A 22503-nucleotide genomic window follows, 5' to 3' on the forward strand; every position below is an offset into this window, starting at 1 on the left:
CGACCAATTATAGGGAATTCTAAGGAAGTGCCCTAGGCTGGCCGCATGGCGCAGGAGCTCTACTCGGTCGAGCAGGTGGCGAGCCGGCTGGGCCTGCACGTCCGCACCATCCGCAACTACGTCCGCGACGGGCGGCTGAAGGCAGTGCGGATCGGCAAGCAGTACCGGATCAGCCGTGCGGATCTGGAGGAGTTCACCGGTGCGCCCACGCCGCCGGCCGCTGCCGACCGGTCGGACCGGCACGTGGAGGCGTCCAGCATCGTGCACATCGATTCCGTCGACCGGGCGACGGCGGACCGGCTCAGTACGCACATCTTCGGCGCGCTGAACCAGCCGGAGGCGGTGCGGTTGCGGGCCGAGACGATCTACGACGAGGACCGGGCGGTGCTCAAGGTGATCGTGGTCGGCGACCTCTCCAGCACCGCCGAACTGCTCCGCCTGATCGACCTGATGGCCGCCCAGGACCAGCACTAGCCCAGGACCAGCACTAGCCCAGGACCAGCACTAGTCCCGCGCCAGGCACGGGGCTGGTGCTGGAGCAGGCGTCAGACGTCGCGGGCGGTGGCTGCGATGGCCAGGTCGGTGAGGGCCTTGCGGGTGGCGTCGTCGGCGAGTGGTGCCCGGTCCAGGGCGTCCAGCGCGTCCTCGGTACGGTTGGTGATCAGGTCCTCGGTCGCCTGCACGGCGCGGCAGTCCTGGAGGATCTCGCGGAGCAGCTGGATCTCGTCGTCGTCCAGGTCCGGTCGCCCGAACAGCCGGTCGAACTCGGTCAGCTGGGCCTCGGAAGCACGGTCGACCGCGTACGCGATCAGTACTGTCCGCTTGCCTTCGCGCAGATCGTCACCGGCCGGCTTGCCCGTCACCGCCGGGTCGCCGAACACCCCGAGCAGGTCGTCGCGCAGCTGGAACGCCTCGCCGAGCGGCAGCCCGTACCCCGACAGTGCCGAGATGAGCTGTGCGTCCCCGCCGGCCAGCGCCGCGCCGATGTGCAGCGGCCGCTCGATCGTGTACGTCGCCGACTTGTAGCGCAGCACCCGCAACGCCAGGTCCATGTCCGATTGGCCACTGGCCTGCGCGACCAGATCGAGGTACTGACCGGCGGTCACCTCGACGCGTACGGCATCGAAGAACTGCTCCGCCCGAGCCAGCGCCGCGGCGTCGAAGCCCGACGTGTGCAGCAACTCGTCGGCCCAGATCAGGCACAGGTCGCCGAGCAGGATCGCGGCGCCGACGCCGAAGCCGACCGGGTCACCGCCGGACCCGCTCTTCTCGCCGCGCTCGCGCTGCAGTGCCTCGAAGCGGCGATGGGCCGACGGCGCACCCCGCCGTACGTCCGAGGAATCCATCACGTCGTCGTGCACGAGCGCACTGACGTGCAGCATCTCCAGGCTCGCCGCGGCGGTCAGGATCGGCAGCGACCGATCACCACCCGCGGCCCGGAAACCCCAATAGCAGAAGGCCGGCCGCAGCCGCTTGCCGCCACTGGTCGCGTCCCGCGCGGCCTGTACCTGCTCGGCCAGCTCCGGGCCGAGCGCTGCCAGCCGCTCTTCCTGCCGGTCGAGAAACCCGCTCAGCGCGCGCTGAATCCCGGCCGGGACGTCCACATCGCCATCCACGTCTCGGAGCGTAGTCGGTGGGCAGACGCGGCCGGGCACCGCGGGTAACCTGAGCGCATGGCGAACGGACTTCCCTCGACGCTTCCCGGCGGTGCGCCGACGATCCGCGAGCTGCTCAGGTCCGGCGGCCGGTCGTTCTCGTTCGAGTTCTTCCCGCCGAAGACGCCCGAGGCGGAGGAGGTGCTGTGGCGGTCGATCCGCGAGATCGAGCAGCTCCGGCCGACCTTCGTCTCGATCACGTACGGCGCCGGCGGCACCACCCGGGACGGCACCATCCGGGTCACCGAGCGGGTCGCGCAGGACACCTCGCTGACCCCGCTCGGTCATCTGACCTGCGTCGCGCACTCCCGGGACGAGCTGCGCTCGGTGATCGGGGCGTACGCGGGCGCGGGTGTCCGCAACATGCTCGCCCTTCGCGGCGACCCGCCCGGTGGGCCGAACCAGCCGTGGGTCGCGCACCCGGAGGGACTGAACCACGCGGTCGAGCTGGTCGAGCTGATCCGTTCGCTCGGTGACTTCTGTGTCGGCGTCGCTGCCTTCCCCGACAAGCATCCGGAGGCGACGTCGCTGGAGGCGGACGCCGCCGTGCTCGCCGCGAAAGCGCAAGCCGGTGCGGACTACGCGATCACGCAGATGTTCTTCGGCGCGGACGACTACTTCCGGCTGATCGACCGGTCGTCGGCGCTCGGCTGTGAGATGCCGGTGCTGCCCGGCATCATGCCGGTCACCAACATCAAGCAGATCCAGCGGATGGCCGAGCTGACCGGGATGGCCTTGCCGGCCGCCGTCACCGAGCGGTTGCTCGCGGTCGGGGACGATCCGGCGGCGGTCCGTGAGGTCGGGATCGAGATCGCCACCGAGCTGTGTGAGCGGCTGCTCGCGGGCGGCGCGCCGGGGATTCATTTCATTACCTTGAACAGATCGACCGCGACCCGGCAGGTGTTCCGCAACCTCGGCGCATCGGTCGTATCCTGACGCAATGGCTGACCCGTCGGACCTGTTGATCGACCGAACCCTCGTCCTGCTCCGGCACGCCAAGGCGGTGCCGCCGGAGTCGATGCCGGACCCGGAGCGTCCACTGACCGACCGCGGCCGCGCCGACGCCGCGGCGGCCGGCCGGCATCTCGTTGCCCAGGGCATCGAAGCGGACCTGGTCCTGTGCTCGCCGTCGAAGCGCACCCGGGAGACCTGGAAGCAGGTCGCCGAGGCCGGCGTCGGTGCGGGCGACGTCTGGTACGACAAGCGGATCTACAACGCCGGCACCGACGAGCTGCTGGATGTGGTCCACGAGGCGCCGGCGGAGGCGCGGACGGTGGTCATGGTCGGGCATGCGCCGGGCATCCCGTGGCTGGCGGACGAGCTGGCGCTGGACGGCACCAGTCCGGAGCGCATCGAGCTCACGCAGAAGTACCCGACCACCGGACTGACGATCCTGCGCCTCACCTGCAAGTGGGCCGACCTCGCGGCGAACGAGGCCGACCTGGTGCAGTACGTAGTACCCCGCGGCTAACCCGGTGCTGGGCAGTTGCCGTCAGCCGGCAGCTGCCCAGTCAAGCTGGTTCCTGCTCAGGAGTCGCGGGCGGGCAACCAATGGGTGGTGCTGTTGATCGTGATCAACCGCTGCGTCGCCCGGGTCAGAACGACATACAGGGCGCGTACGCCGCCCAGTGTGTCGCTGACGATCCGGTCCGGCTCGACCACCACGACACCGTCGTACTCCAGGCCCTTCGAATCCAGTGGGCTCACCGCGACGACCCGGGGGTCGCCCAGCTCGGCCAGCACCGGCTCGACGATCGGCCGCAGCGCCGGCGGCACGATGACGCCGACTGTGCCCTCGACCAGCTGCAGCAGCTCAGCAGCAGCTTCACCGGCCGCCTGGGACACCTTGCCGTCGTCGAAGACCCGATGCTCCGGCTCGACGCCGGTACTGCGCACCGCATTCGGCAGGTCGGCGTCCGGGATGGACTGCCGGATCACCTCACCGGCGAACGAGTAGATCTCAGCCGAGTTCCGGTAGTTGGTGGACAGCCGGTACGTGTGCCGCTGCAGGTGCGACAGCATGGAGTCCATCGCACCGCGTGCCTCGTCCGGGTCCGGCCAGGAGCTTTGCGCCGGGTCGCCGACGATCGTCCAGCTCGCCTGCGGACCGCGCCGGGTGACCATGCGCCACTGCATGGGGGAGAGGTCCTGTGCCTCGTCCACCAGCACGTGCGCGTACTCCTCCGGCTCTTCCGCCTCGCGTGCGGCCGCGGCGCGAGCCCTGCGCTCCGAGCTGGTCAGCACCTCGTTCACACCCTCGCTGAGCCCTTCCAGCCAGTCGAACTCCTCATCGGTGTTCTCGTTTGCCAGCGGCTTGCCCAGCAGAGTGGTCAGCTCGTCCAGCAGCGCCACATCGGCGATGGTGAACTCGTCCGTCGTCCTGATGCCCCTGGCGAGTGCGTCGACCTCTCTGGGGGTCAGGTCGTTCCGGGCCCAGCGCTGCAGCCGGCGTGGGTCACCAAGCCAGCGCAGTGCCGCCTCCGGAGTCACCACCGGCCACCACTGGCTGAAGAACGTGCGGAACGCCGGAGTGTCAGTGACTCGGTCGCCGAACGCCTCACGGTCGCCCAGCGGACCAGTTCGCAGGTCCTCCGGGAACCGCTGCCACAGCGCGGCGATCAGACCCTTGCGCGCCTCGCTGGCTGCCCGGTTGCGTGCAGTCCGGCGTAGTGCGTTGCGGCGTACGTTGTCGAGCTGGTTGGCGTCCAGCTCCACCGTGGCGCCACCGATGAACACCCGCAGCGTGGTCGGCGCGGTGGGCACCCGGTCGCGAGCAGCACGCGACAGCACGCCACGCATCGGCAGGGAGCCCTTGATCGCCGCTACCTCGGCCTCGTCGACCACAGTGGCCTTCACACCGTCGACCAGCTCGCCGACGGCGCGGAGCGACACGGTGTTCTCGCCAAGGCTTGGTAGTACGCGCTCGATGTACGCCATGAACGCTGCCGACGGGCCGACCACCAGTACGCCGCCACGCTCGAAGCGCCTGCGGTCGCTGTACAGCAGGTACGCGGCGCGGTGCAGCGCAACCACCGTCTTGCCGGTACCCGGTCCGCCGCCGATCACCGTGACACCACGGGCCGTCGACCGGATCGCCTTGTCCTGCTCGGCCTGGATGGTGGCGACGATGTCGCGCATCGTGTGACCGCGCGCCCGGGACAGCGAGGCCATCAAGGCGCCCTCGCCCATCACCGGCAGGTCCTCCGGCGCCCGCTCCGGCGCCAGCAGGTCGTCCTCGAGACCGACGATCCGCGGCCCCTTGTTGCGCAGCACGCGGCGGCGGACCACCTTCTGCCGGTCGGTCGCGGTGGCGCGGTAGAACGGCTCCGCGGCGGGCGCGCGCCAGTCGATCACCAGCGGCTCGTATTCGGCGTCGCGGACGCCGATCCGGCCGACGTACAGCTTGTCGAGCCCGGCCGCGGTCTCGGCCTGCGGCTCGTCGTCACCCCGGTCGGAGTCCAGCCGGCCGAACACCAGGCCCTCGTGCTCCGCGTCCAGCTCGGCGATCCGGCGGGCAGCTGCGAACACGAGCACGTCCCGCTCGTACAGGCCGGTCTGCTCCTCGTCACGTACCCGGCCGACGTTCTGCGCCTGGCCGCGCTGGTAGCCGTCGACGGCGATCCGGGACGCCGACCGCGCGGCCTCCTCGACCCGGCCGTACACCCGGTCGACATGTTGTTGCTCGGCGGCCAGCTCAGCCCGCTCCATGCTGTCCGCGCTGTCAGCGCTGCTTGCGCCCTCGGCGCGGACAGAGTCGTGATCGGCCGATGTGGGGGTTTGGTCCACCGAGGTCCTCTCTACGGCCGGGCACTGTCCCGACTCAGAACACAGGAACAACCAATCTTAGTTCGCTCCCATGTCCAACCCCACCGGGGTCTCAGGCCTTCCCGATCGCGTCCGCCACGATCGCGGCGCCCAGCGTGGTCGCGGGCACGCCGGAGCCCGGGTGAGCACCCGCACCGACGCAGTACAGGCCCTTGACCGGTGACACGTTCGCGGCGCGGCGGCGGGCGGTCTTGTACCCCTCCCAGGCCACACCGGCCCACCAGGACGGCGACGTCTGCCGGGACACCACGCTCTCCCGTACATGCAGGCCACGGGCGACCAGCAGGTCCAGTACGTCATCGGTGGGGTAGCCATGGACCAGTACGGACCACGCCTGGTGTCCCGCTGGTGCCGTACCACCGGTCCGCACCACCACGGTCGGTGTGCCGTGCAGAACAGTCTCGAAGGGCAGCTCCGGTACTGGCTCCTTCAGCCCGAGGTGTACTACGTACGCCGCCTGTGCTTGGTGCGTCGACCGGATCTTCTTGCGGACCTTCTTGGCCACCGAGTCCTCGATGAGGCTCTCGTAGAGCACCCGTGGGTCGATGTCACTCACCACGATGTCAGCGGGAAGCTCAGTCCCGTCAGCAAGGCGTACTCCGGTGACTGCTCCAGCAGTTGTGGTTATGGCAGCTACCTCGGTGCTGGTACGGACGGTGATCTTCCGTTCGTCAGCGCGCTTCGCCAGGGCCTCCGCGAGCGAGCCGAAACCACCAGCGATCGTCCAGCGGCCGAACGTCCGCTCCAAGTACGACCAGACGCCCACGTACCCCGGAGTGAGCTTGGCGTCCGAACCGCCTTGTGCCGCGAAGTGCCGGAGCACCGCACGGGCCCGTTCGTCGCTCAGCTCCCGCTGCGCGACCTTCTCCAACGACTGCCACGGCTTGAGCGCGCGGATCGTCTTGATCGGCAGCTTGTCCTCGAGCGGTGGCTCCAGTGAGGTCTTACGAAGTATCTGCCAGGTGTCGCCGTACTTGTCGACCAGTGCGGTCCACTGCTCGGCTACAGCGGCACCGGCCAGCCCGGTCCACGCCTCCTCCTGTGCACCGCGGTCGCTGACCGGTAGATCGAGTACTGAGCCGTCAGCGAACATGTGGCGGCGCGGCTCGGTCACTGGCTCCAGCTGGACCAGGCTCTCGATCGGACGGCCGCTCTTGCGGAACAGGTCGCGTAGCGCGGCCGGCAGTGTCGTACTGGCCGCGCCGGCGTCCCAACCGAACCCATCAGCTTCGACCCGGCCCAGTACCCCACCCAGGTGCTCGTCCTGCTCGCAGATGGTGACCTGATGGCCCAGCTTGGCCAACCGCACAGCACTGGCGAGACCGGCCAGACCGGCCCCGATGACAATCACATTGGCCATTACTTTTCCTCAGGCAAGGCAGTGCCGCTTCCGGTTGCAGGGGTACTACTTCGTTTCGCCCGCCAGGCCTTGAACCGGAGGTACCCGCGGCGGATGAACCGGAACGCGAAGTACACACCGATCAGACCGAGTAGCAGGAGGACACCGGCGATGATGAGGGCCGCCTCCGGATGGAAGGCGGCCAGCGACACCACGCCGGCGACCGCTACATCCTCGCCGGACGACGCGGCGATGTTGGTGACCGGCTCGGGGGAGGTGTTGATCGCCAGCCGCAGACTCGACTTCACCGCATGCGACAGCAGCGCCACCAGACCACCGGTAGTGGCGATCAGCGCCTGGTGCAGCGTGCTCGCCTGACCGGACATCAGCGCAGCAAGTACGGCGCCGATGGTCGGCCGGATCACCGTGGAGATCGCGTCCCACGCGGAGTCGACGTAGGGGATCTTGTCGGCGACGAACTCGAACGCGAAAAGTACGCCCGCCGCGATCAGCACCGGTGTGGTGGTCAGGGCGTGCGGCACGTCGCCGGCACCGGCGAAGCGGCCGAGCAGACCGAGGATCAGCACGCAGGCGTAGGCGTTGATGCCACTGGCCCAGCCAGTCGTCACCGCCAGCGGCAGTGCTTCCATCCCCGTGCTCCGTAACCCTCGGTCGCCGTCCGTCGGCGCGGCATGTTTTCGTCAGTATCGAACCCGTAGACGCGAACTTTGGTTAACCGTTGACATCCGCGTCGCCTCGACTCACAGTGACTAGGCTGCCGGTCTGTGTGACCGGCACTCCGCCCACGGGTTCAGGAGAACATCATGCTTCGTCGTCCGAGAATTCTTGCCGCACTGGGTGCGGTAGCGCTGCCGGCCGCACTGGTCGGCGTGTCGTTGGGAGGTCCACCCGCCCAGGCGGCGCCGGCTCCCGCACCGTCCGCTGTCGCCGCTACCGCGTACAGCGCGGCCGCCGCGAAGTACGGCGTGCCGGAGTCCGTCCTGCTGGCCGTTTCGTACGCCGAGTCCCGCTGGGACGACCACGCCGGCGCACCGAGTACGACCGGTGGGTACGGCCCGATGCACCTCACCGGACTGGGTGCGTCGGAGGTCGCCGACCTGTCCGGCAAACAGAAGGTCGCGACCGCCGAGTCGCTGCAGACGCTGAAGAAGGCGTCCGAGCTGACCGGCCTCGACCAGAGCTCACTGCGCAACAACGTCACGGACAACATCAGTGGTGGCGCCGCGGTGCTCGCGGCGTACCAGAAGTCCCTGGGGCTGCCGGTTGGCGAAAGCACGTCACCGGCCGACTGGTACGGCGCGGTGGCGTCGTACGCGGAGGCAGGGGACAAGGTCGGCGCGGCTGGTTTCGCCGACGACGTCTACTCGATCATGGCGCGCGGTGCAGCCCGTACGACCAACACCGGTCAGCAGATCGCGATGCCTGCTCTGGCTGTGAAGCCGGACAAGTCACAGGTGAACAAGCTGTCGCTGCCGGCCGGTGTGCAGCCGTCCAAGTCCGACGTGGAGTGCCCGGCGTCGCTCGGCTGCGAGTGGCTGCCGGCGCCGTACTCACAGTTCGGTGCGGGCGACTACGGCAACCACGACCTCGCGAACCGGCCGAAGACCGGCAAGATCGACTACATCGTCATCCACGACACCGAGGGCCACTGGCAGGGCGTGCTGAACCTGGTGCAGGACCCGACGTACGTCAGCTGGCAGTACACGATGCGGTCGTCGGACGGACACACCTGGCAGCACGTGAAGGCCAAGGACGTCGCCTGGCACGCCGGCAACTGGTACGTGAACCAGCACAGCATCGGTATCGAGCACGAGGGCTTCGCGCCACAGGGCGCCACCTGGTTCACCGAGTCGCTCTATCGCAACTCGGCCAAGCTGGTGCGCTACCTGGCGGTCAAGAACAACATCCCGCTCGACCGGGCGCACATCATCGGCCACGACCAGGTGCCGGGCACGCTCCCGAGTACGGTCCGCGGCATGCACTGGGACCCGGGACCGTACTGGGACTGGGAGCACTACATGGACCTGGTCGGTGCGCCGATCTGGGGCAAGTCGGTGCTGCCGGTACGTACCGGGTCGATCGTGACCATCAAGCCGGGCTTCCAGGGCAATGTGCAGGTTGTCGACAACTGCGACGCCCCGGGTACACCGTGCAAGCCGCAGGGCACCAACTTCGTGTACCTGCGCCAGGCGCCGGACGACAGCGCTCCGCTGGTCAAGGACCTCGGTCTGCACCCGGACGGCTCCAACGGCACCACTGATGTGGCCGACATGGGCTCGCGGGCAGCTGCGGGTTCGGAGTACGTGGTGGCGCAGCGCCAGGGCGATTGGGTAGCTGTCTGGTACTTGGGCGCACTGGGCTGGTTCAAGAGCCCGGCATCCGCTCCGGACGCGTTCGTGAAGCCCGGGCTGGTCGTGAAGCCGAAGGCGGGTAAGACGGCTGTCCCGGTGTACGGGCGTGCGTACCCGGAGCAGTCCGCGTACCCGGCCGGTATTCCGTACCAGACGGTGACGCCGCTGCAGTACACGATCGGTGCCGGACAGGCGTACCCGGTGGGTGACCTGAACATCGAGACCGACTACTACCGGGCCGTGACGTTCGACGGCCAGCCGCCGACCGACCACGTCCAGGTCATCGGCAAGGACCGGTACTACCAGATCTGGTTCGGGCACCGGATGGCCTACGTACGCGCGGCCGACGTGGACGTACGCCCCGCTATCTGATCCGCCTGCTGTAAGCGAAGCCGTCCAGCGACCTGCTGGACGGCTTCGTCGTTTCAGTTGACGGTGATCGGCGTTCCGTTGGTCAGCTCGAGCAGCTCGGCGTACGTGGTCGGGAAGACCGAGTGCGGGATGCCCGCGGCGGCCCAGACCACCTCGTACTGCTCCAGGGCGGTGTCTACGTAGGTGGGGACCTGCCCCGGGTGGCCGACCGGGGCGACGCCGCCGATCGACTGGCCGGTGTGCTGCTTGACGAACTCCGGCGTGGCCCGCTTCAGCTTCGTGATCCCGAGCTCGGCTGCGACCTTCGCCGTGTCCACCCGGTGCGCGCCCGAGGTCAGGATCAGCACCGGGCCGCCGTCGCCGTCGAAGATCAGGCTGTTCGCGATCGCGCCGACCTCGCAGCCGAGCCCGGCGGCCGCTGCCGCCGCGGTCGGTACCGCGTCGTCCAGGATCTTGATCTCACCGGTCGCGCCGGCGGCCCGCAGGGCGTCGGCGACTTTCTGCACGTTGGGATGACTGCTCACCCTGGGCAGCCTATTCGGCCCGCTGCCGGCCGGCACCTGAATACCACGCCCCGGATATCACGCCCGGAAGGCTGCGCGGAACCCCGGGACCGAAAACTGTCGGTGGCGTCCGGAACGATCAGTGGCATGTGGATCGAAGGCACCGTCGCCGGCCCGGCGGCCCAGGAGCCCGGCGCGCCGGGTGGCCCGGCCGTTGACGACTGTCGGTGGACGGCGCTACGCTTCCAGTGTTCGAACAGATGTTCGATTACCTCGGCCCCGGTTTCGTCGGGAGGCCGGACCGGGGTGACCCGGACAGCTGGACGGCTCCGGTGCGGAGTTGCGGCCGCATCGGAATCCGGTGGTCCCGGCGGGCCGGGCACCGGGGTGGACCTCGACCCCCACCTTGGTGCTCCCCGCCGGGCCGTCGCCCAGGGGAAGCAGTTCCAGAGGAGGAGATGGACCATGTGGGAGATCGACGACGCCGTCGAGGTGCACTCGGTGTTCGTGGACGGCATCGAGACCCCTGACCAGTTCCTCTGGCGTGGCCGGCTCTGGCGGGTCTGCGCGCTCCGGTCGCAGTGGACCGAGACGGCCGCCTGGTGGGAGCGCGGCGTCATCGGCACCGGCTCGACCTACGACGCCCACGTGGCCCAGCGCACCACCCGGGCCCACCTGAACAGCGTGGCAGCGGCGGCGAACCCCCGTTCACGCCCCGCTGCCACGCAACCTCACCCCACCGGCGTCGCTGCCGCCCCCGCTGGGGGTACTGCCGTGGTTGCGGCGGCCACGTCGCCGGCGGCGGTCGGGGTGCTGGATGCGGACTGGGGCCCGCAGCGCGCGGTGTACCGCGTCGAGGCCGGGTGTGGCCGGCACGGACGCAGGGAGCTTTTCGATCTCGCCCACGACCCGCACTCGGGCCGTTGGCAACTGGAGAGGGTGACCGACCGATGACCGTTTCACCGGTGTCCCCGGTAGCCGCCGGCGCGGCCAGCCGTGAGCTGTCCCGCGCCCGGGCCGCCCTGGCCGAGGCGACCGAGACCACTGACCGCCTGATTCGCTACTCCAGCGCCCACGTCGCGGCGCTCCGGGTCGCGGCCGCGGTGCTCGCCGTCCGGGCTCGCCCGGTCCGGTCCGGCAGCCGCCGCCGCGTCCAGAAGAACGCCTGGGTCCTGCTCGCCGAGGTCGCGCCCGAGTTCGGTGAATGGGCGACGTTCTTCGCCGCCGGGGCTGCCCAGCGCGCCGCCGCCGAGGCCGGGCTGGAGCGCGCCGTCAGCACCCGCGAGGCGGATGACCTGATCCGGGCCGCCGAGACCTTCTACACCCAGGTCGAGGCGAGCCTGCGGCTGTCCACCAGCCCTGTCCTGACCGCCACCACCGACCCGCAGTCGGTGCTCACCCAACCTTGGATGCAAGCCAGCTGAGCCACCCAGCAACACCCCAGCAACACCCAGCAACACCCAGCACTGAGGAGATCCCGACCGTGACCGAACAAAGAGGCCTGGGCAAGGACCTGTGCGGTCGCTTGCACGCCCTGACCGGAGCCGAGTGCTACCTGCCGGACACCCACTACCCGCGCCCACACCACTCCCTGTCCGGCGAGTCCTGGCATGACGGCCTCTGCACCCAGTGCGCCGGCTCCGGACTGTCCGACGACGCCCTCTGCCCAACCTGCAACGGCACCGCCTTCGAGCCCCTGACCCTCCCCGAGACCTACCAGCCGGGCTGACCTGCAACGCGGCCGACCTGCCCACCCACCAAGCGTCCCGCCGGTCCTGGGTGGGCACTAAGGTCGCCTGTGTGAGCGATCTTCCTGTGCTGGATGTCGAGGAGCAGCGGGTTCTCGGGAGCTTGCTGGAGAAACAGGCGACCGTGCCCGCGTCGTACCCGCTGACTGCCAACGCGTTGCGGACGGCGTGCAATCAGACCAGTAATCGTGAGCCGGTCGTCGACTACGACCAAGGCACGGTCGAGCGGGTCGCGCGTGGGCTGCGGGACCGGGAGCTGTTGCGGATCGTCTGGGTCGACACCGGGCGGCGCACTCTCAAGTACCACCAGATCCTGGACGAGAAGCTGGAGCTCGCGCCGGACGAGCGTGCGCTGATCACGGTGCTGTTGCTGCGCGGTGCGCAGGCGCCCGGTGAGTTGCGTACGCGGACCGAGCGACTGCACAAGTTCGAGGATCGCGGCGAGGTCGAGGCGTGCCTGCGGCGGATGGCTGAGCGGTCCGAGCCGCTGGTGCGGGAGTTGGAGCGGCGCGCCGGGCAGCACGATCGCCGGTGGATTCATCTCCTCGGTCCGGTCAGCGAGGAGGACGAGGCTGTTGTCGCCGAACAGGTCGATCGCGACCAGGTGATAGCCGATGGCACCGAAGCACGAGACGCTCGGGTGCGGGCCGCGTACGACACGGTTGCGTCGGCGTACGCGGACGAGCTGCTCGATGAGCTTGATGGATTGCCGTTCGAGAGGTGGTTGCTGGATCGGGTGATCGCCCACGCCAACGGCCGGCCCGTCGTGGAAGTTGGTTCTGGGCCGGGGCACATCACCGCGTACCTGGCCGAGGGCGGTGCCGCGGCGACCGGGATCGATATCGCGGCGGAGATGGTTGCCGAAGCGCGTCGGCGGTTTCCCGAGCACACGTACGACGTGGGGGATCTGCGCCGGCTCGGTCGCCCGCCGACCAGTTCCGGGTGGGCTGCTGTGCTCGGGTGGTACTCGCTGATCCACCTGGCCGCATCCGAGCTACCCGAGGCGATCGCGGCGTTGACGCGACCGCTCGATCCAGGCGGCTGGCTGGTGCTCGCGCTGCATGCGGGCGCCGAGATCCGGCACGTCGAGGAGTTCCTCGGACATGAGGTCAATCTGGACTATGTCCTGCACGATCCCGCTCAGATCGTCGCACTGTTGGAGACCGCCGGCCTGACCGACATCGAGTGGTACCTCCGCGGTCCGCTCACCACCCGCTCCGAATCCACCCGCCGCCTCTACGTCATAGCCCGCAACCCCGGCTAACACCCCCCGATCCACCCGGACGCCAGCCGCCCCAGACGAGCCAACCACTGTGCCCCCAAACCGGTTTGGGGCGCCCGATGCCCCCGGAATGGGCAGCTTGGTTCCCCAAACCGGTTTGGGGAGGGCGGAGGGATTGCGCCGCGTGACCCGGGGGCGGGGTGTGGGGTTGGGGTGGAAGTAGGGTGTGGCGCGGTGGTGGCTCCGGGGCCGGTGTGGTGGCTGGAGCTGGGGCGTCGGGGGTAGACGTCAGGGATGTGTCAGAGCACCGTGTCGGGGGATCGGCAGGAGGATTGATGGTGGATCGGCGGCGGCGGAGTGTGCGTACTGCGTTGATCGGGGAGGCGTTACGCGTCGCGCTGGCCGGGCGGGAACGGACCGATCCGGGCGCCGGGCTGGACATTGTCGATCTCGGTGGCGGCACTGGCGGGTTTGCCGTGCCGTTGGCGGTTGAAGGGCACCGCGTGACCGTCGTCGACCCGAGCCCGGACGCGCTGGCGTCCCTGGAACGGCGGGCGAGCGACGAAGGTGTCAGCGAACTGGTCCGTGGTGTGCAGGGTGACGCGGCCGAGCTCCCGGGTCTGGCGGGGGAGTCGAGCGCGGATGCGGTCCTGTGTCACGGCGTGCTCGAGGTTGTGGACGATCCGGTCCAGGCATTGCAGGCGATGGCGTCGGTACTGCGTGAGGGTGGCGTACTGAGTCTGCTGGTTGCCCAGCGCAACGCGGTGGTACTGGCGCGGGCCTTGGCCGGGCATCTGGCCGAGGCGCGGATCGCGTTGCAGGACCCGGACGGGCGATGGGGCGCCACCGATCCGATGCCGCGCCGGTTCGACGAGGCCGGGATCACCGGGCAATTGGCCGACGCCGGGTTCATGGTGCACACGGTGCATGGCGTGCGTACGTTCGCCGATCTGGTGCCGTCCGCTTTCGTCGACTCCGAGCCCGGCGCCGCCGAATCCCTCGCCGACCTGGAACGCGCCGCCAGTCAGCACCCCGCCTTCCGCGCCCTGGCCACCCAACTCCACATCCTCGCCACCCGCTGACACGCATCAGTACGGAGGGTGATGGCGACGTCACCTTCGGCACGGCTGGGCGGATGGTTGCTGTGAACAGGCTGTGAGCGACACGCCGATGGACACGGGTTTGGGACCGACGTTGGTGGGGCAGTTGCCGGACCGTGACGCGCTGGACAGGCGGTCAGGGTTTCGTGTGACGCACACGCGGCCTAGACTGGAGGCGGCCTATCGAGATCGCGCTCATCATGGAGGGATCGACGGTGCCCCTCTCGGAAGAAGAGCAGCGCCAGTTCGAGCAGCTCGAACGTGCCCTTGCTGCGGAAGACCCGAAGTTCGTTTCCGCCATGCGTGGGACCAATGTGCGCTTGTACTACAAGCGCCGGGCAGTGCTTGCCGGCGCTGGGTTCGTGCTGGGTATCGCGGTGCTGATGACCGGTGCCATCCTCCCGAACACGATCATCGGTGTGATCGGGTTCGTGATGATGGTCGCGTGTCTGTACATCGCGGCGCTGAGTATGAAGCGGATCAGCAACGCGGGGGACTCGGACGACATCCCACCGCCGCCGCCGACCAAACGGCACCGGACGAAGCACGACTCCTCCGGCACCTTCATGGAGCGGATGGAAGACCGCTGGCGCCGCCGCCGCGACGAGGACCTCTGACCTACTGAGCTCCCGGCACCCACCACACCCGTACCGAACCGGTACGGGTGTGTTCGTCTGTCCAGCACCGCACACCGCATGAACAAGCCTCCCCAACTCTTCTGGGGAGGCTTGCCGGTGGGTCAGTTGGTGCGCCGGGCCGGGAGCAGGCGGGTGCGGAGCCGGGCCAGGAGCAGGTCGAAGTCGTCGAGTAGGTCCGACGCCTCGGTGGTCCCGCGCCTGAGGTACCAGCGCCACGACGGCGGCAGCAAGCGTGCCCGCCACTTGCGTCGCGCCGGCGCCTGAGCCCACAGCGCCTTGCGGACGGCCTCAGCCTCGGGCCGCAGGTCCAGCTCAGGATTCGCACCCTCCGCGTACCGCAACGCCTCGATGCCCCGAGCCAGCCGCCGCGCCGCGGGATGCGTCTCGTCCGGAAGCTTCGAAACCAGCCACTGACCGGTCTGCCGAGGTGTCGAAACCTCCGACCAGTCCAGCCCCAGGTCCCGCGAGGTATCGCGTACCTCCGACCACAACCCCTCAGCCGCCGCACGTCCCGGCGGCCGCAGGAATCGCCGGCGCCGGGTCAGCACCCGTGCCAGCCACGGAATCGACAGCACCAGCAATGCCCCGAAGACGCCGGCCAGGACCTGTCCGCCGCCGTTGGTGAACCAGTTGCCGGAGCCAACGACCGGCGCGCCGCTCTGGTCCGGCAGGTTCGGGTCGTGCCGCGGCTTGTCGATCCCCGGCGTGTTCGCGCTGCCCGGCGTGGTCGGCGCGTTGGTCGGCGCGGTGGTCGGGCTGGTCGTCTCACCGGTCGCGGCGACGGTCCAGTTCGGCGTACTCGCGACCCGGGCCGAGGGGGTCGGCTCGAACCGGACCCAGCCGGTGCCCTGGAAGTACAGCTCCGGCCACGCGTGCATGTCGTGCATCCGGACCGTGTACGTGCCGTCCTTGCCGGCCTGACCGGGCAGGAAGCCGATGCCGACCCGGGACGGAATCCCGATCAGCCGCGCCATCAGCGCCATCCCGGTCGCGAACTGCTCGCAGTACCCTTCCTTGTTCTTCAGCAGGAAGTCCTCGAGCGCGGGCATCCCGCTGCCCTTGGCGTTCGCGGTGCTGTAGGTGAAGCCACCGGTGCTGCGGAACCAGTTCTGGATCAGCACCGCCATCTCGAACTTGTTGCCCTCCGCCGGCGCGGTGACCTGATTCGTCAGCTGCTTGATGTCCATCGGCGTGTTCCGCGGCACCGTCATCGTGTACGCGTCCGGCGCCGCGGTCGTGATCGACTCGTGCAACTGATCCGGTGTCGGCTGGATGTCGTACGAAGTGAGGTCGTACTTCTTGCCGGCAATGGTCGACCCGTTGGCCGAAACGACGTCGAGCGCATTCGGGTCGTAGCGCCAGTCCTTCTTCAGCGAGATCGAGTGCAGCGGGTACGGCACCGGGACGTACACGGACCGGAAGTCCCGGGTGACGTCGATCTGCATGCTGTTCTGCTGCACCGTCGACAGGTCGCCGGTGAATCCGGGTGGCGGGTTCAAGTCGCCGGTGATCTTCTGGCCTTCCGGCCGCGGTGCGATGTCCCAGGTGTTGCCGTTGAACAGGTCGAGCGCGGTCAGCCGCAGGTACGAACCGCCGGACGGACCGCCCTTGTACGTCAGCGCGACCGAGTTCTCGCCCTGTTTCAAGTTCTTGCCCATGTCCAGCATCGGGTTGGTCGACGAGATCGACGCGCCGATTCCGGACCCGGTGCCGCCGGCCAGGCCGTTGCCGAGGACACCTTCCGGCAGGGCCGGTAGCAATGCAGGCAGCAGCGCGGCGATCGCGACCACGGTCAGGCCGATCCGGCGGCCGGCCTGGCCGAGCGCGGACGCCTCCACCGGCTCGGCCGCGTCCAGGTGCGAGACGCCGGAGATGCGGCGCCCCCAGCGGCTGAGCCGGCTGCGCCCTTCGGCCGAGAGCAACAGGATGTAGCCGATCGCCGGTGGGATGAACAGCAGCCACGGGAGGCCGCCGTGCACGGTCGCGGCAGGCACCGTGTACATGATCAGCAACAGCAGGCCAGACCACGCGGCCTGCCGGAGTTGCACGGCGACGACGTGGATCAGCAGCCCGGTCACCGCGATCACCGTGACCGCGAACAGCGTCAGATGCGAGTCCTGCGGCAGCGGTGCGCTGAACCGGTTGATGGAGTCCATCGCATCGACCATCCGCGAGTTGAACTCCACAGCGGTCGCCCGCCACGGGATCACTCCGAACTTCATCGTCCCGTGCAGGAAGAACAGCGACAGCAGCTCCACCACCGCGACCAGCTGGACGATCGGTACGAGGAATCGCGGAGCACGCAGGTTCTGCAGCAGCACCCCGATGCCGGTGATCAGCGCACACAAGAACGCACTGATGAACAGGAAGGGCCCGGAGAAGACCGGCGTCAGCACCAACGAGCCCAGCACGGTCGCGCCCCAAGCGGCAATGGAAATCCTGGCGTGACCGGTCATCAGGCGATCCTTCCGCTGCGAAGGCCGAGGCTGGACCAAACAGTAGGTAGGTGGTCACCGCGGCGGACCCGGGCCACTCGCCAGCCGTTGCGGCGGAGCTCGTGTTCGGTGGCGTCCGTGGTCGCGGTCAGGCGGGCGGCCTTCTCGATCGCCTCGGCGCCGACCGCCCAGCTGGCGGCATCCAGCAGCAGCGCGACTCCGGTCGCCTGGCTGGTCCGCCAGCGGTTCAGCGAAATCACGTCATCAGTACTGCACGCGCCAAGGATCGCGATCACCAGGCTGGGCTCCTGTGCATGCCGATCGACAGTCAGCAGCGGGCCGAGCTCGGCGTACCGGTGTTCTTCGACCGTCGCGCACTCGGTCAGCAATTGTTGCTGCGAGAGCGGCTGATGCACCGCGGCCGACGACCGGTGGTTGATCGCCGAGAGCGTGGTCGGTCCGCCGAGCATTGTGGTCGCGTACCCGCGGCGGACCCGGTCGATGCCGATCGACGCCGCCGCGCTGACGGCCCATTCGAGGCTCGACGACGGACCGTGCCCGTGGTGCGAGATCGTCCGCGCGTCCAGGAACAATGCACACCGGCTCTGCCACGGCTGCTCCTCGCGGCGCACCATCAGCTCGCCCCGGCGCGCGGTGGACCGCCAGTGCACCCGGCGCAGGTCGTCACCGTCGCGGTACTCACGGACCGTCGCATCCTCTTCGCCGGCCGACGAGATCGCCCGCGGCCGGTTCTCACCCGAGCCGGCCCGGTCCGCGCCGAGCCGGATCTCCGGCAGCCGGTGCACCCGCGGCGTCACCAGCAGGTGGTGGCTCCGGGTGAACGTCCGGCTGGTCTCCACCAACCCGAACGGGTCGGCCACGGTCAGCATCAACGGCCCGACCTGGAACAGCCCGCGGACATCCGACTTCACCGGGTACGTGACCGTACGCCGCCAGTTCGGGCTGACGCGGTCGACGACGAACCGCGGCCGGTGACCGAGCACGTACGGAATCCGGTCCTCCAGTAAGAGCAGCCCGGCTGGCATCCGGCCTTGGTTGCTCAGTGTCAGCTCGACGTTCGCCTGGACGCCGACCGGTACCTGGTCCGGTGCCAGACTGCGCCGCACCTGAAGCCGCAGCCGGGTCCGGCCGACGACCAGCGCCGCGACCACCGGCAGCGCGGCGAGCAGGATGCCGACGCGGAGCAGGTCCTTCTGGCCGAGCAGGAGCGCGCACAACGACGCCGTGATCCCGGCCGCGACGAACGCCCGCCCTCTGGTGGTCAGTCCGCGCAGTGCCTGCCGCATGGTTCAGTCCCGACGCGAACGGGGAAGGGCCACGCTGGACACCAACCCGGAGATGATTTCGGCTGCACCGCGCCCACCGAGATGCGCCTCAGCCGCCGGAAGCACGCGGTGAGCCAGTACTGGCACCGCGAGCTCCTGAATGTCGTCCGGCAGCACGAACTCCCGTGCGTCCAGCGCTGCCGCCGCCCGCGCCGCCCGCACGAGGTGCAGCGTCGACCGCGGGCTGGCGCCGAGCCGGAGCTCCTGCGACCGCCGGGTCGCGCCGACCAGTGCGACCGCGTACTCCTTCACCGACTCGGACACGTGCACGGACTGCACTGTCTTCACCAGCCGCAGGATCTGCTGCCCGTCGGTCACCGCCTGCAGGCTCAGCAGCGGGTCGTCGGCGGCATGCCCGTCGAGCATCCGCAGCTCGGCGGCCGGCTCCGGGTAGCCCATCGAGACGCGGGCCATGAACCGGTCGCGCTGCGCCTCAGGCAGCGGGTACGTACCTTCCATCTCGATCGGGTTTTGGGTGGCGATCACCATGAACGGCGACTCGAGGTGGTACGTGGTGGTGTCGACGGTGACCTGACGCTCCTCCATCGACTCCAGCAGCGCGGCCTGGGTCTTCGGCGAGGCCCGGTTGATCTCGTCGCCGACGACGATGTTCGCGAACACCGCGCCGGGCTTGAACTCGAAGTCGCGGATCTCCTGGTTGAAGACCGACACCCCGGTGATGTCGGACGGCAGCAGGTCCGGCGTGAACTGAATCCGCCGCACGCTGCAGTCGATCGACTTCGCCAGCGCCTTGGCCAGCATCGTCTTGCCGACGCCCGGGACGTCCTCGATCAGCAGATGGCCCTCGGCCAGCAGGACCGTGATGGCCACCTCGACCACGTCGGGCTTGCCCTCGATCACCTGCTCCATGGCCCGGCGGACCCGGCCCGCCACCTCGGACAGCTCGTCGAAGTCCCCGGCTCCTGCCAGCGGCGAGCTGGTCGCGGTGGTGCTCACTCTGGGTCCTCCCCATTCGTTGACTGCCGACACATTCTCACCCGCCGCGGGGTTCTGGCCCAGCGCGGCGGAGGTTTCGTTACCTGGCATTTCGATGTTCATCGGCACACGCCCTCACGGCGGGAGTCGGAAGTCGTCCCCCCAAGCGTACGGGCGGGAAAAGCGTGCGTGCGGCGTACGACGCCACGAACACCGAACTGGTTCGGTGCATGTTCGGAACACGGCCCGGAACCCGCTGACGGTTCAGCTGACCGGTCCGCTAGCTCCCCACCCGCTCCACTTTCCTCCACCGGTTCCTCCACTTCGCTCCACTTGTCTCCTCCACTTCGCTCCACCAGGCCTCGATTACGCCTGAATTGCGCCTCCCAGGGCGTTACCACCAACCGGTTGAGCCGGCAGCGACACGCGGGCCGCAGGCGCTGGATTCAGGCGGCGCGGGGGCGGAATGGGGCGGAAGTTGGTTGACGGTGGGGCAAAGTGGAGTAAGGTGGAGCGCAGTGGAACTGAAGTGGTGGAAACACTCGCCTGAGTCGGAAGGTCCGCAACGGGGAGGTGGAGCGTGTTCCTCGGAACTCACTTCCCCAAGCTCGACGACAAGGGGCGGCTGTTCCTGCCGGCGAAGTTCCGGGACGAGCTGGCCGACGGTCTGGTGATCACACGCGGGCAGGAGCGATCGCTGTCGGTGTGGCCGGAGCGTGAGTTCGTCCAGCTGACCGAGCAGTTGAAGCAGGCTCCGATCACCAACAAGGGTGCGCGGGACTACCTACGGATGTTGTTCGCCGGTGCCTCCAACGAGATGCCGGACAAGCAGGGCCGGGTCACCATCCCACCGATGCTGCGCGATTACGCAACGCTGGATCGCGACTGTGTCGTCATCGGGGCGATGAATCGGGTGGAGATCTGGAACACGGAGAACTGGAACAGGTACTCCGCGGAGCAGGAGCAGGCGTTCGCCGACCTCTCCGAGGAAGTCCTGCCAGGCATCTTCTGAGCGCGACGAAGTTTCAGCTGAACAGTGCGAACCGCGACACACCGACCGTCCGGTGAGATCACGGGTCCGACTTCCGACCTGGAGTGTTGACGCCACTTCCCCGGCGCCAAGACCAGCAGGTACTTCCCCGGAAGGCGTACCCGCGATCTGACCGGACGGTGTTGTCTACCTCCGCACCCCGGTCAGCAGTCGACGCACCACCATCCACGCAGCAGAAGGGACCGGCACCGCGACGCCGGGCCGGAACACACAGGACCTGCGGGGGCAGGGTCGCTCCCGCGATGGCAGGGCAGTGACGGGAAGGGTCGAGATGAACGCTGCGGAGCGGCATGTGCCGGTGATGCTGGAGCGCGTGGTCGCGCTGCTGGCCCCGGCGCTGGCGCGGCCCGGCGCGGTCGTCGTCGACGCCACCCTCGGCCTCGGTGGTCACTCCGAGGCGTTCCTGCGGCAGTTCCCGGACGTACGCCTGATCGGGCTCGACCGCGATCCAGCCGCGCTGCGGCTGGCCGGCGAGCGGCTGGCTCCGTTCGCGGAGCGGATCACGCTGGTCCACGCCGTGTACGACGAGCTGCCGCGTGTCCTCGCCGAGCTGGGCGTTCCGGCGATCGACGGCATCCTGTTCGACCTCGGGGTCTCCTCGATGCAGCTGGACGAGGCGGAGCGCGGGTTCGCGTACGCGCAGGACGCGCCTTTGGACATGCGGATGGACTCCACCGGACCGGTCACGGCCGCCGACATCGTGAACACGTACAGCGCGGCCGAGCTGGCCCGGGTGCTGTTCCAGTACGGCGAGGAGAAGTTCGCCCGCCGGATCGCCGACCGGATCGTCCGGGAGCGCGAGACCGAACCCTTCACGAACAGCGCGCGGCTGTCCGAGCTGGTCCGGAACGCGATCCCGCAGGCGGCCCGCCGGACCGGGGGACACCCGGCCAAGCGCACGTTCCAGGCACTGCGGATCGAGGTGAACGGCGAGCTCGAGGTGCTGCGCCGCGCGCTGCCCGCGGCGCTCGAGGCGCTCGCGCTGCACGGCCGGATCGTGGTGATGAGCTACCAGTCGCTGGAGGACCGGATCACCAAGCAGGTGTTCGCGGCCGCCACCAAGACCGATGTACCCGATGACCTGCCGGTGATCCCGGCCGGTCACGAGCCGTACCTGAAACTGCTGACCCGGGGTGCCGAACGGCCGACCGAGGAGGAGGTTGCGGTGAACCCGCGGGCTGCCTCCGCTCGCGTGCGGGCGGCCGAGCGTGTCCGGGAGAAGGGACTGGTGGCCTGATGAGCACTGTCTTCAGCCCGCAGAAGGCGCGGGTGACACCGGTCCCCGCGAAGGCGGCGAAGAAGGCGCAACCGCGGCTGCGTGTCGTGTACGGCGCACCGTTCCGGCCGCCGCGGATGCCCTTCGTCATCTTCGTGGTGTCGTTGCTGGCGGCCGGACTGGTCGGTCTGTTGCTGCTGAACACGCAACTGCAGAGCGGGACGTTCGACATCACCAAGCTGAACAACCAGGCGAACCAGCTGAAGGACCAGCAGGAGGCGCTGGAGAAGCAGGTACGCACGCTGGAGTCGCCGCAGAACCTGTCCGACCGGGCGCTCCGGATGGGCATGGTGCCGAACCCGAACCCGGTGTTCCTGCGGCTGTCCGACGGACGCGTACTCGGGGTGCCGGCCGAGGGCAAGGCTGGTACCGGGACGGCGATGTTCGGTCCGGGTACGCCGACCGGAACCGCCACCACGAAGCCACCCGCCGTGGTCAAGCCACCTGTCGCGGTGAAGCCGCCGGCCAGCACCGGAGTCACACCACCAGCAGGCACTACCAAGCCGCCGGTGGGTGCTACCAAGCCGCCGGCCGGTACCGCAGGAACCACTGGGACCACCAAGCCGCCGACCGGTACCACCAAGCCACCGGCGGCCACGACGAAGCCACCCGCCACGACCACACGGGGATGATCGGATGACGGACCGACGGGGAAACGAGCCGCCACGCAAACGTGGTACCGCAC

At 69.1% G+C, this 22503-nt stretch carries 21 protein-coding genes; 13 read left to right on the plus strand and 8 right to left on the minus strand.

Translation table 11 applies throughout. The features are described from left to right. Nucleotides 1-45 precede the first annotated feature (45 nt). Nucleotides 46-474: a helix-turn-helix domain-containing protein gene (locus ABD260_RS03445; protein WP_344231826.1), complete on the plus strand. Its 429-nt coding sequence runs from the start codon at nt 46-48 to the stop codon at nt 472-474. A 71-nt stretch (nt 475-545) separates the two neighbouring features. On the opposite strand, the gene ABD260_RS03450 is transcribed toward ABD260_RS03445, so the two are convergent. Beyond that, nucleotides 546-1616 carry a polyprenyl synthetase family protein gene (locus ABD260_RS03450; protein WP_344231827.1) on the minus strand — a complete coding sequence of 357 codons (1071 nt, stop codon included), beginning with the start codon at nt 1614-1616 and terminating at the stop codon, nt 546-548. 57 nt (nt 1617-1673) lie between these two features. Here ABD260_RS03450 and metF point away from each other — a divergent pair, with 57 nt between their 5' ends. Together metF and ABD260_RS03460 are read left to right on the plus strand one after the other, a co-directional pair. Further along, nucleotides 1674-2591 (plus strand): methylenetetrahydrofolate reductase [NAD(P)H], encoded by a 918-nt coding sequence (gene metF, locus ABD260_RS03455; protein ID WP_344231828.1) that lies wholly within the window; start codon nt 1674-1676, stop codon nt 2589-2591. 4 nt (nt 2592-2595) lie between these two features. Next, nucleotides 2596-3126 (plus strand): SixA phosphatase family protein, encoded by a 531-nt coding sequence (locus tag ABD260_RS03460; RefSeq protein WP_344231829.1) that lies wholly within the window; start codon nt 2596-2598, stop codon nt 3124-3126. 56 nt (nt 3127-3182) lie between these two features. Here the strand turns inward: ABD260_RS03460 and ABD260_RS03465 are convergent, their stop codons facing one another. The 3 genes from ABD260_RS03465 to ABD260_RS03475 all read right to left on the minus strand — a co-directional run bounded on the left by ABD260_RS03465 (nt 3183) and on the right by ABD260_RS03475 (nt 7469). Further along, nucleotides 3183-5363 (minus strand): HelD family protein, encoded by a 2181-nt coding sequence (locus ABD260_RS03465; protein ID WP_344231830.1) that lies wholly within the window; start codon nt 5361-5363, stop codon nt 3183-3185. A gap of 169 nt (nt 5364-5532) precedes the next feature. Then, nucleotides 5533-6840 carry a phytoene desaturase family protein gene (locus tag ABD260_RS03470; RefSeq protein ID WP_344231831.1) on the minus strand — a complete coding sequence of 436 codons (1308 nt, stop codon included), beginning with the start codon at nt 6838-6840 and terminating at the stop codon, nt 5533-5535. Then, entirely contained in the window at nt 6840-7469 is a 630-nt protein-coding gene (locus tag ABD260_RS03475; RefSeq protein WP_344231832.1) for a DUF4126 domain-containing protein, read from the minus strand. Before ABD260_RS03475 ends, ABD260_RS03470 begins: the two co-directional genes overlap by 1 nt. Nucleotides 7470-7643: 174 nt before the next feature. Between ABD260_RS03475 and ABD260_RS03480 the strand changes: the two genes are divergently transcribed. Beyond that, on the plus strand, nt 7644-9563 hold the full coding sequence (locus ABD260_RS03480; RefSeq protein WP_344231833.1) for an N-acetylmuramoyl-L-alanine amidase: 1920 nt from the start codon (nt 7644-7646) through the stop codon (nt 9561-9563). A 53-nt stretch (nt 9564-9616) separates the two neighbouring features. Here the strand turns inward: ABD260_RS03480 and ABD260_RS03485 are convergent, their stop codons facing one another. Beyond that, nucleotides 9617-10087, minus strand: a complete 471-nt coding sequence (locus ABD260_RS03485) for a YbaK/EbsC family protein (RefSeq protein WP_344231834.1) — start codon at nt 10085-10087, stop codon at nt 9617-9619. 444 nt (nt 10088-10531) lie between these two features. Here ABD260_RS03485 and ABD260_RS03490 point away from each other — a divergent pair, with 444 nt between their 5' ends. The 6 genes from ABD260_RS03490 to ABD260_RS03515 all read left to right on the plus strand — a co-directional run bounded on the left by ABD260_RS03490 (nt 10532) and on the right by ABD260_RS03515 (nt 14753). Beyond that, nucleotides 10532-11020: a DUF6504 family protein gene (locus tag ABD260_RS03490; protein ID WP_344231835.1), complete on the plus strand. Its 489-nt coding sequence runs from the start codon at nt 10532-10534 to the stop codon at nt 11018-11020. After that, nucleotides 11017-11490 carry an SAV_6107 family HEPN domain-containing protein gene (locus ABD260_RS03495; RefSeq protein ID WP_344231836.1) on the plus strand — a complete coding sequence of 158 codons (474 nt, stop codon included), beginning with the start codon at nt 11017-11019 and terminating at the stop codon, nt 11488-11490. Before ABD260_RS03490 ends, ABD260_RS03495 begins: the two co-directional genes overlap by 4 nt. Nucleotides 11491-11549: 59 nt before the next feature. Further along, nucleotides 11550-11795: a hypothetical protein gene (locus ABD260_RS03500; protein ID WP_184833770.1), complete on the plus strand. Its 246-nt coding sequence runs from the start codon at nt 11550-11552 to the stop codon at nt 11793-11795. Between the two features lie 71 nt (nt 11796-11866). Further along, nucleotides 11867-13078, plus strand: coding sequence for a DUF480 domain-containing protein (locus ABD260_RS03505; protein WP_344231837.1), 1212 nt, complete (start codon nt 11867-11869; stop codon nt 13076-13078). A gap of 293 nt (nt 13079-13371) precedes the next feature. Further along, nucleotides 13372-14118, plus strand: a complete 747-nt coding sequence (locus tag ABD260_RS03510) for a class I SAM-dependent methyltransferase (protein ID WP_344231838.1) — start codon at nt 13372-13374, stop codon at nt 14116-14118. 233 nt (nt 14119-14351) lie between these two features. After that, nucleotides 14352-14753 (plus strand): DUF3040 domain-containing protein, encoded by a 402-nt coding sequence (locus ABD260_RS03515; protein ID WP_344231839.1) that lies wholly within the window; start codon nt 14352-14354, stop codon nt 14751-14753. A gap of 122 nt (nt 14754-14875) precedes the next feature. Here the strand turns inward: ABD260_RS03515 and ABD260_RS03520 are convergent, their stop codons facing one another. The 3 genes from ABD260_RS03520 to ABD260_RS03530 are packed head-to-tail and all read right to left on the minus strand — an operon-like array spanning nt 14876 to nt 19458. Further along, nucleotides 14876-17230 (minus strand): transglutaminase TgpA family protein, encoded by a 2355-nt coding sequence (locus ABD260_RS03520; protein WP_344231840.1) that lies wholly within the window; start codon nt 17228-17230, stop codon nt 14876-14878. Further along, the gene (locus tag ABD260_RS03525) at nt 17230-18516 is read right to left on the minus strand and encodes a DUF58 domain-containing protein (RefSeq protein ID WP_344231841.1); all 1287 of its coding nucleotides are present in this window, start codon (nt 18514-18516) and stop codon (nt 17230-17232) included. The genes ABD260_RS03520 and ABD260_RS03525 overlap by 1 nt, the downstream gene beginning before the upstream one ends. Before the next feature lie 3 nt (nt 18517-18519). Then, a complete protein-coding gene (locus ABD260_RS03530) occupies nt 18520-19458 on the minus strand; it encodes an AAA family ATPase (protein ID WP_425553287.1) in 939 nt (312 codons plus the stop codon). A gap of 613 nt (nt 19459-20071) precedes the next feature. On the opposite strand from ABD260_RS03530, the gene mraZ reads away from it, so the two are divergent. The 3 genes from mraZ to ftsL all read left to right on the plus strand — a co-directional run bounded on the left by mraZ (nt 20072) and on the right by ftsL (nt 22450). Further along, nucleotides 20072-20503 (plus strand): division/cell wall cluster transcriptional repressor MraZ, encoded by a 432-nt coding sequence (gene mraZ / locus ABD260_RS03535; RefSeq protein ID WP_184833762.1) that lies wholly within the window; start codon nt 20072-20074, stop codon nt 20501-20503. Between the two features lie 310 nt (nt 20504-20813). Next, nucleotides 20814-21779, plus strand: a complete 966-nt coding sequence (gene rsmH / locus ABD260_RS03540) for a 16S rRNA (cytosine(1402)-N(4))-methyltransferase RsmH (RefSeq protein ID WP_344231842.1) — start codon at nt 20814-20816, stop codon at nt 21777-21779. Continuing rightward, nucleotides 21779-22450 carry a cell division protein FtsL gene (ftsL, locus tag ABD260_RS03545; protein ID WP_344231843.1) on the plus strand — a complete coding sequence of 224 codons (672 nt, stop codon included), beginning with the start codon at nt 21779-21781 and terminating at the stop codon, nt 22448-22450. Before rsmH ends, ftsL begins: the two co-directional genes overlap by 1 nt. Nucleotides 22451-22503 lie beyond the last annotated feature (53 nt).

The sequence above is a fragment of the Kribbella hippodromi genome, from assembly GCF_039531045.1.
In the GTDB taxonomy this organism is placed as follows: domain Bacteria; phylum Actinomycetota; class Actinomycetes; order Propionibacteriales; family Kribbellaceae; genus Kribbella; species Kribbella hippodromi.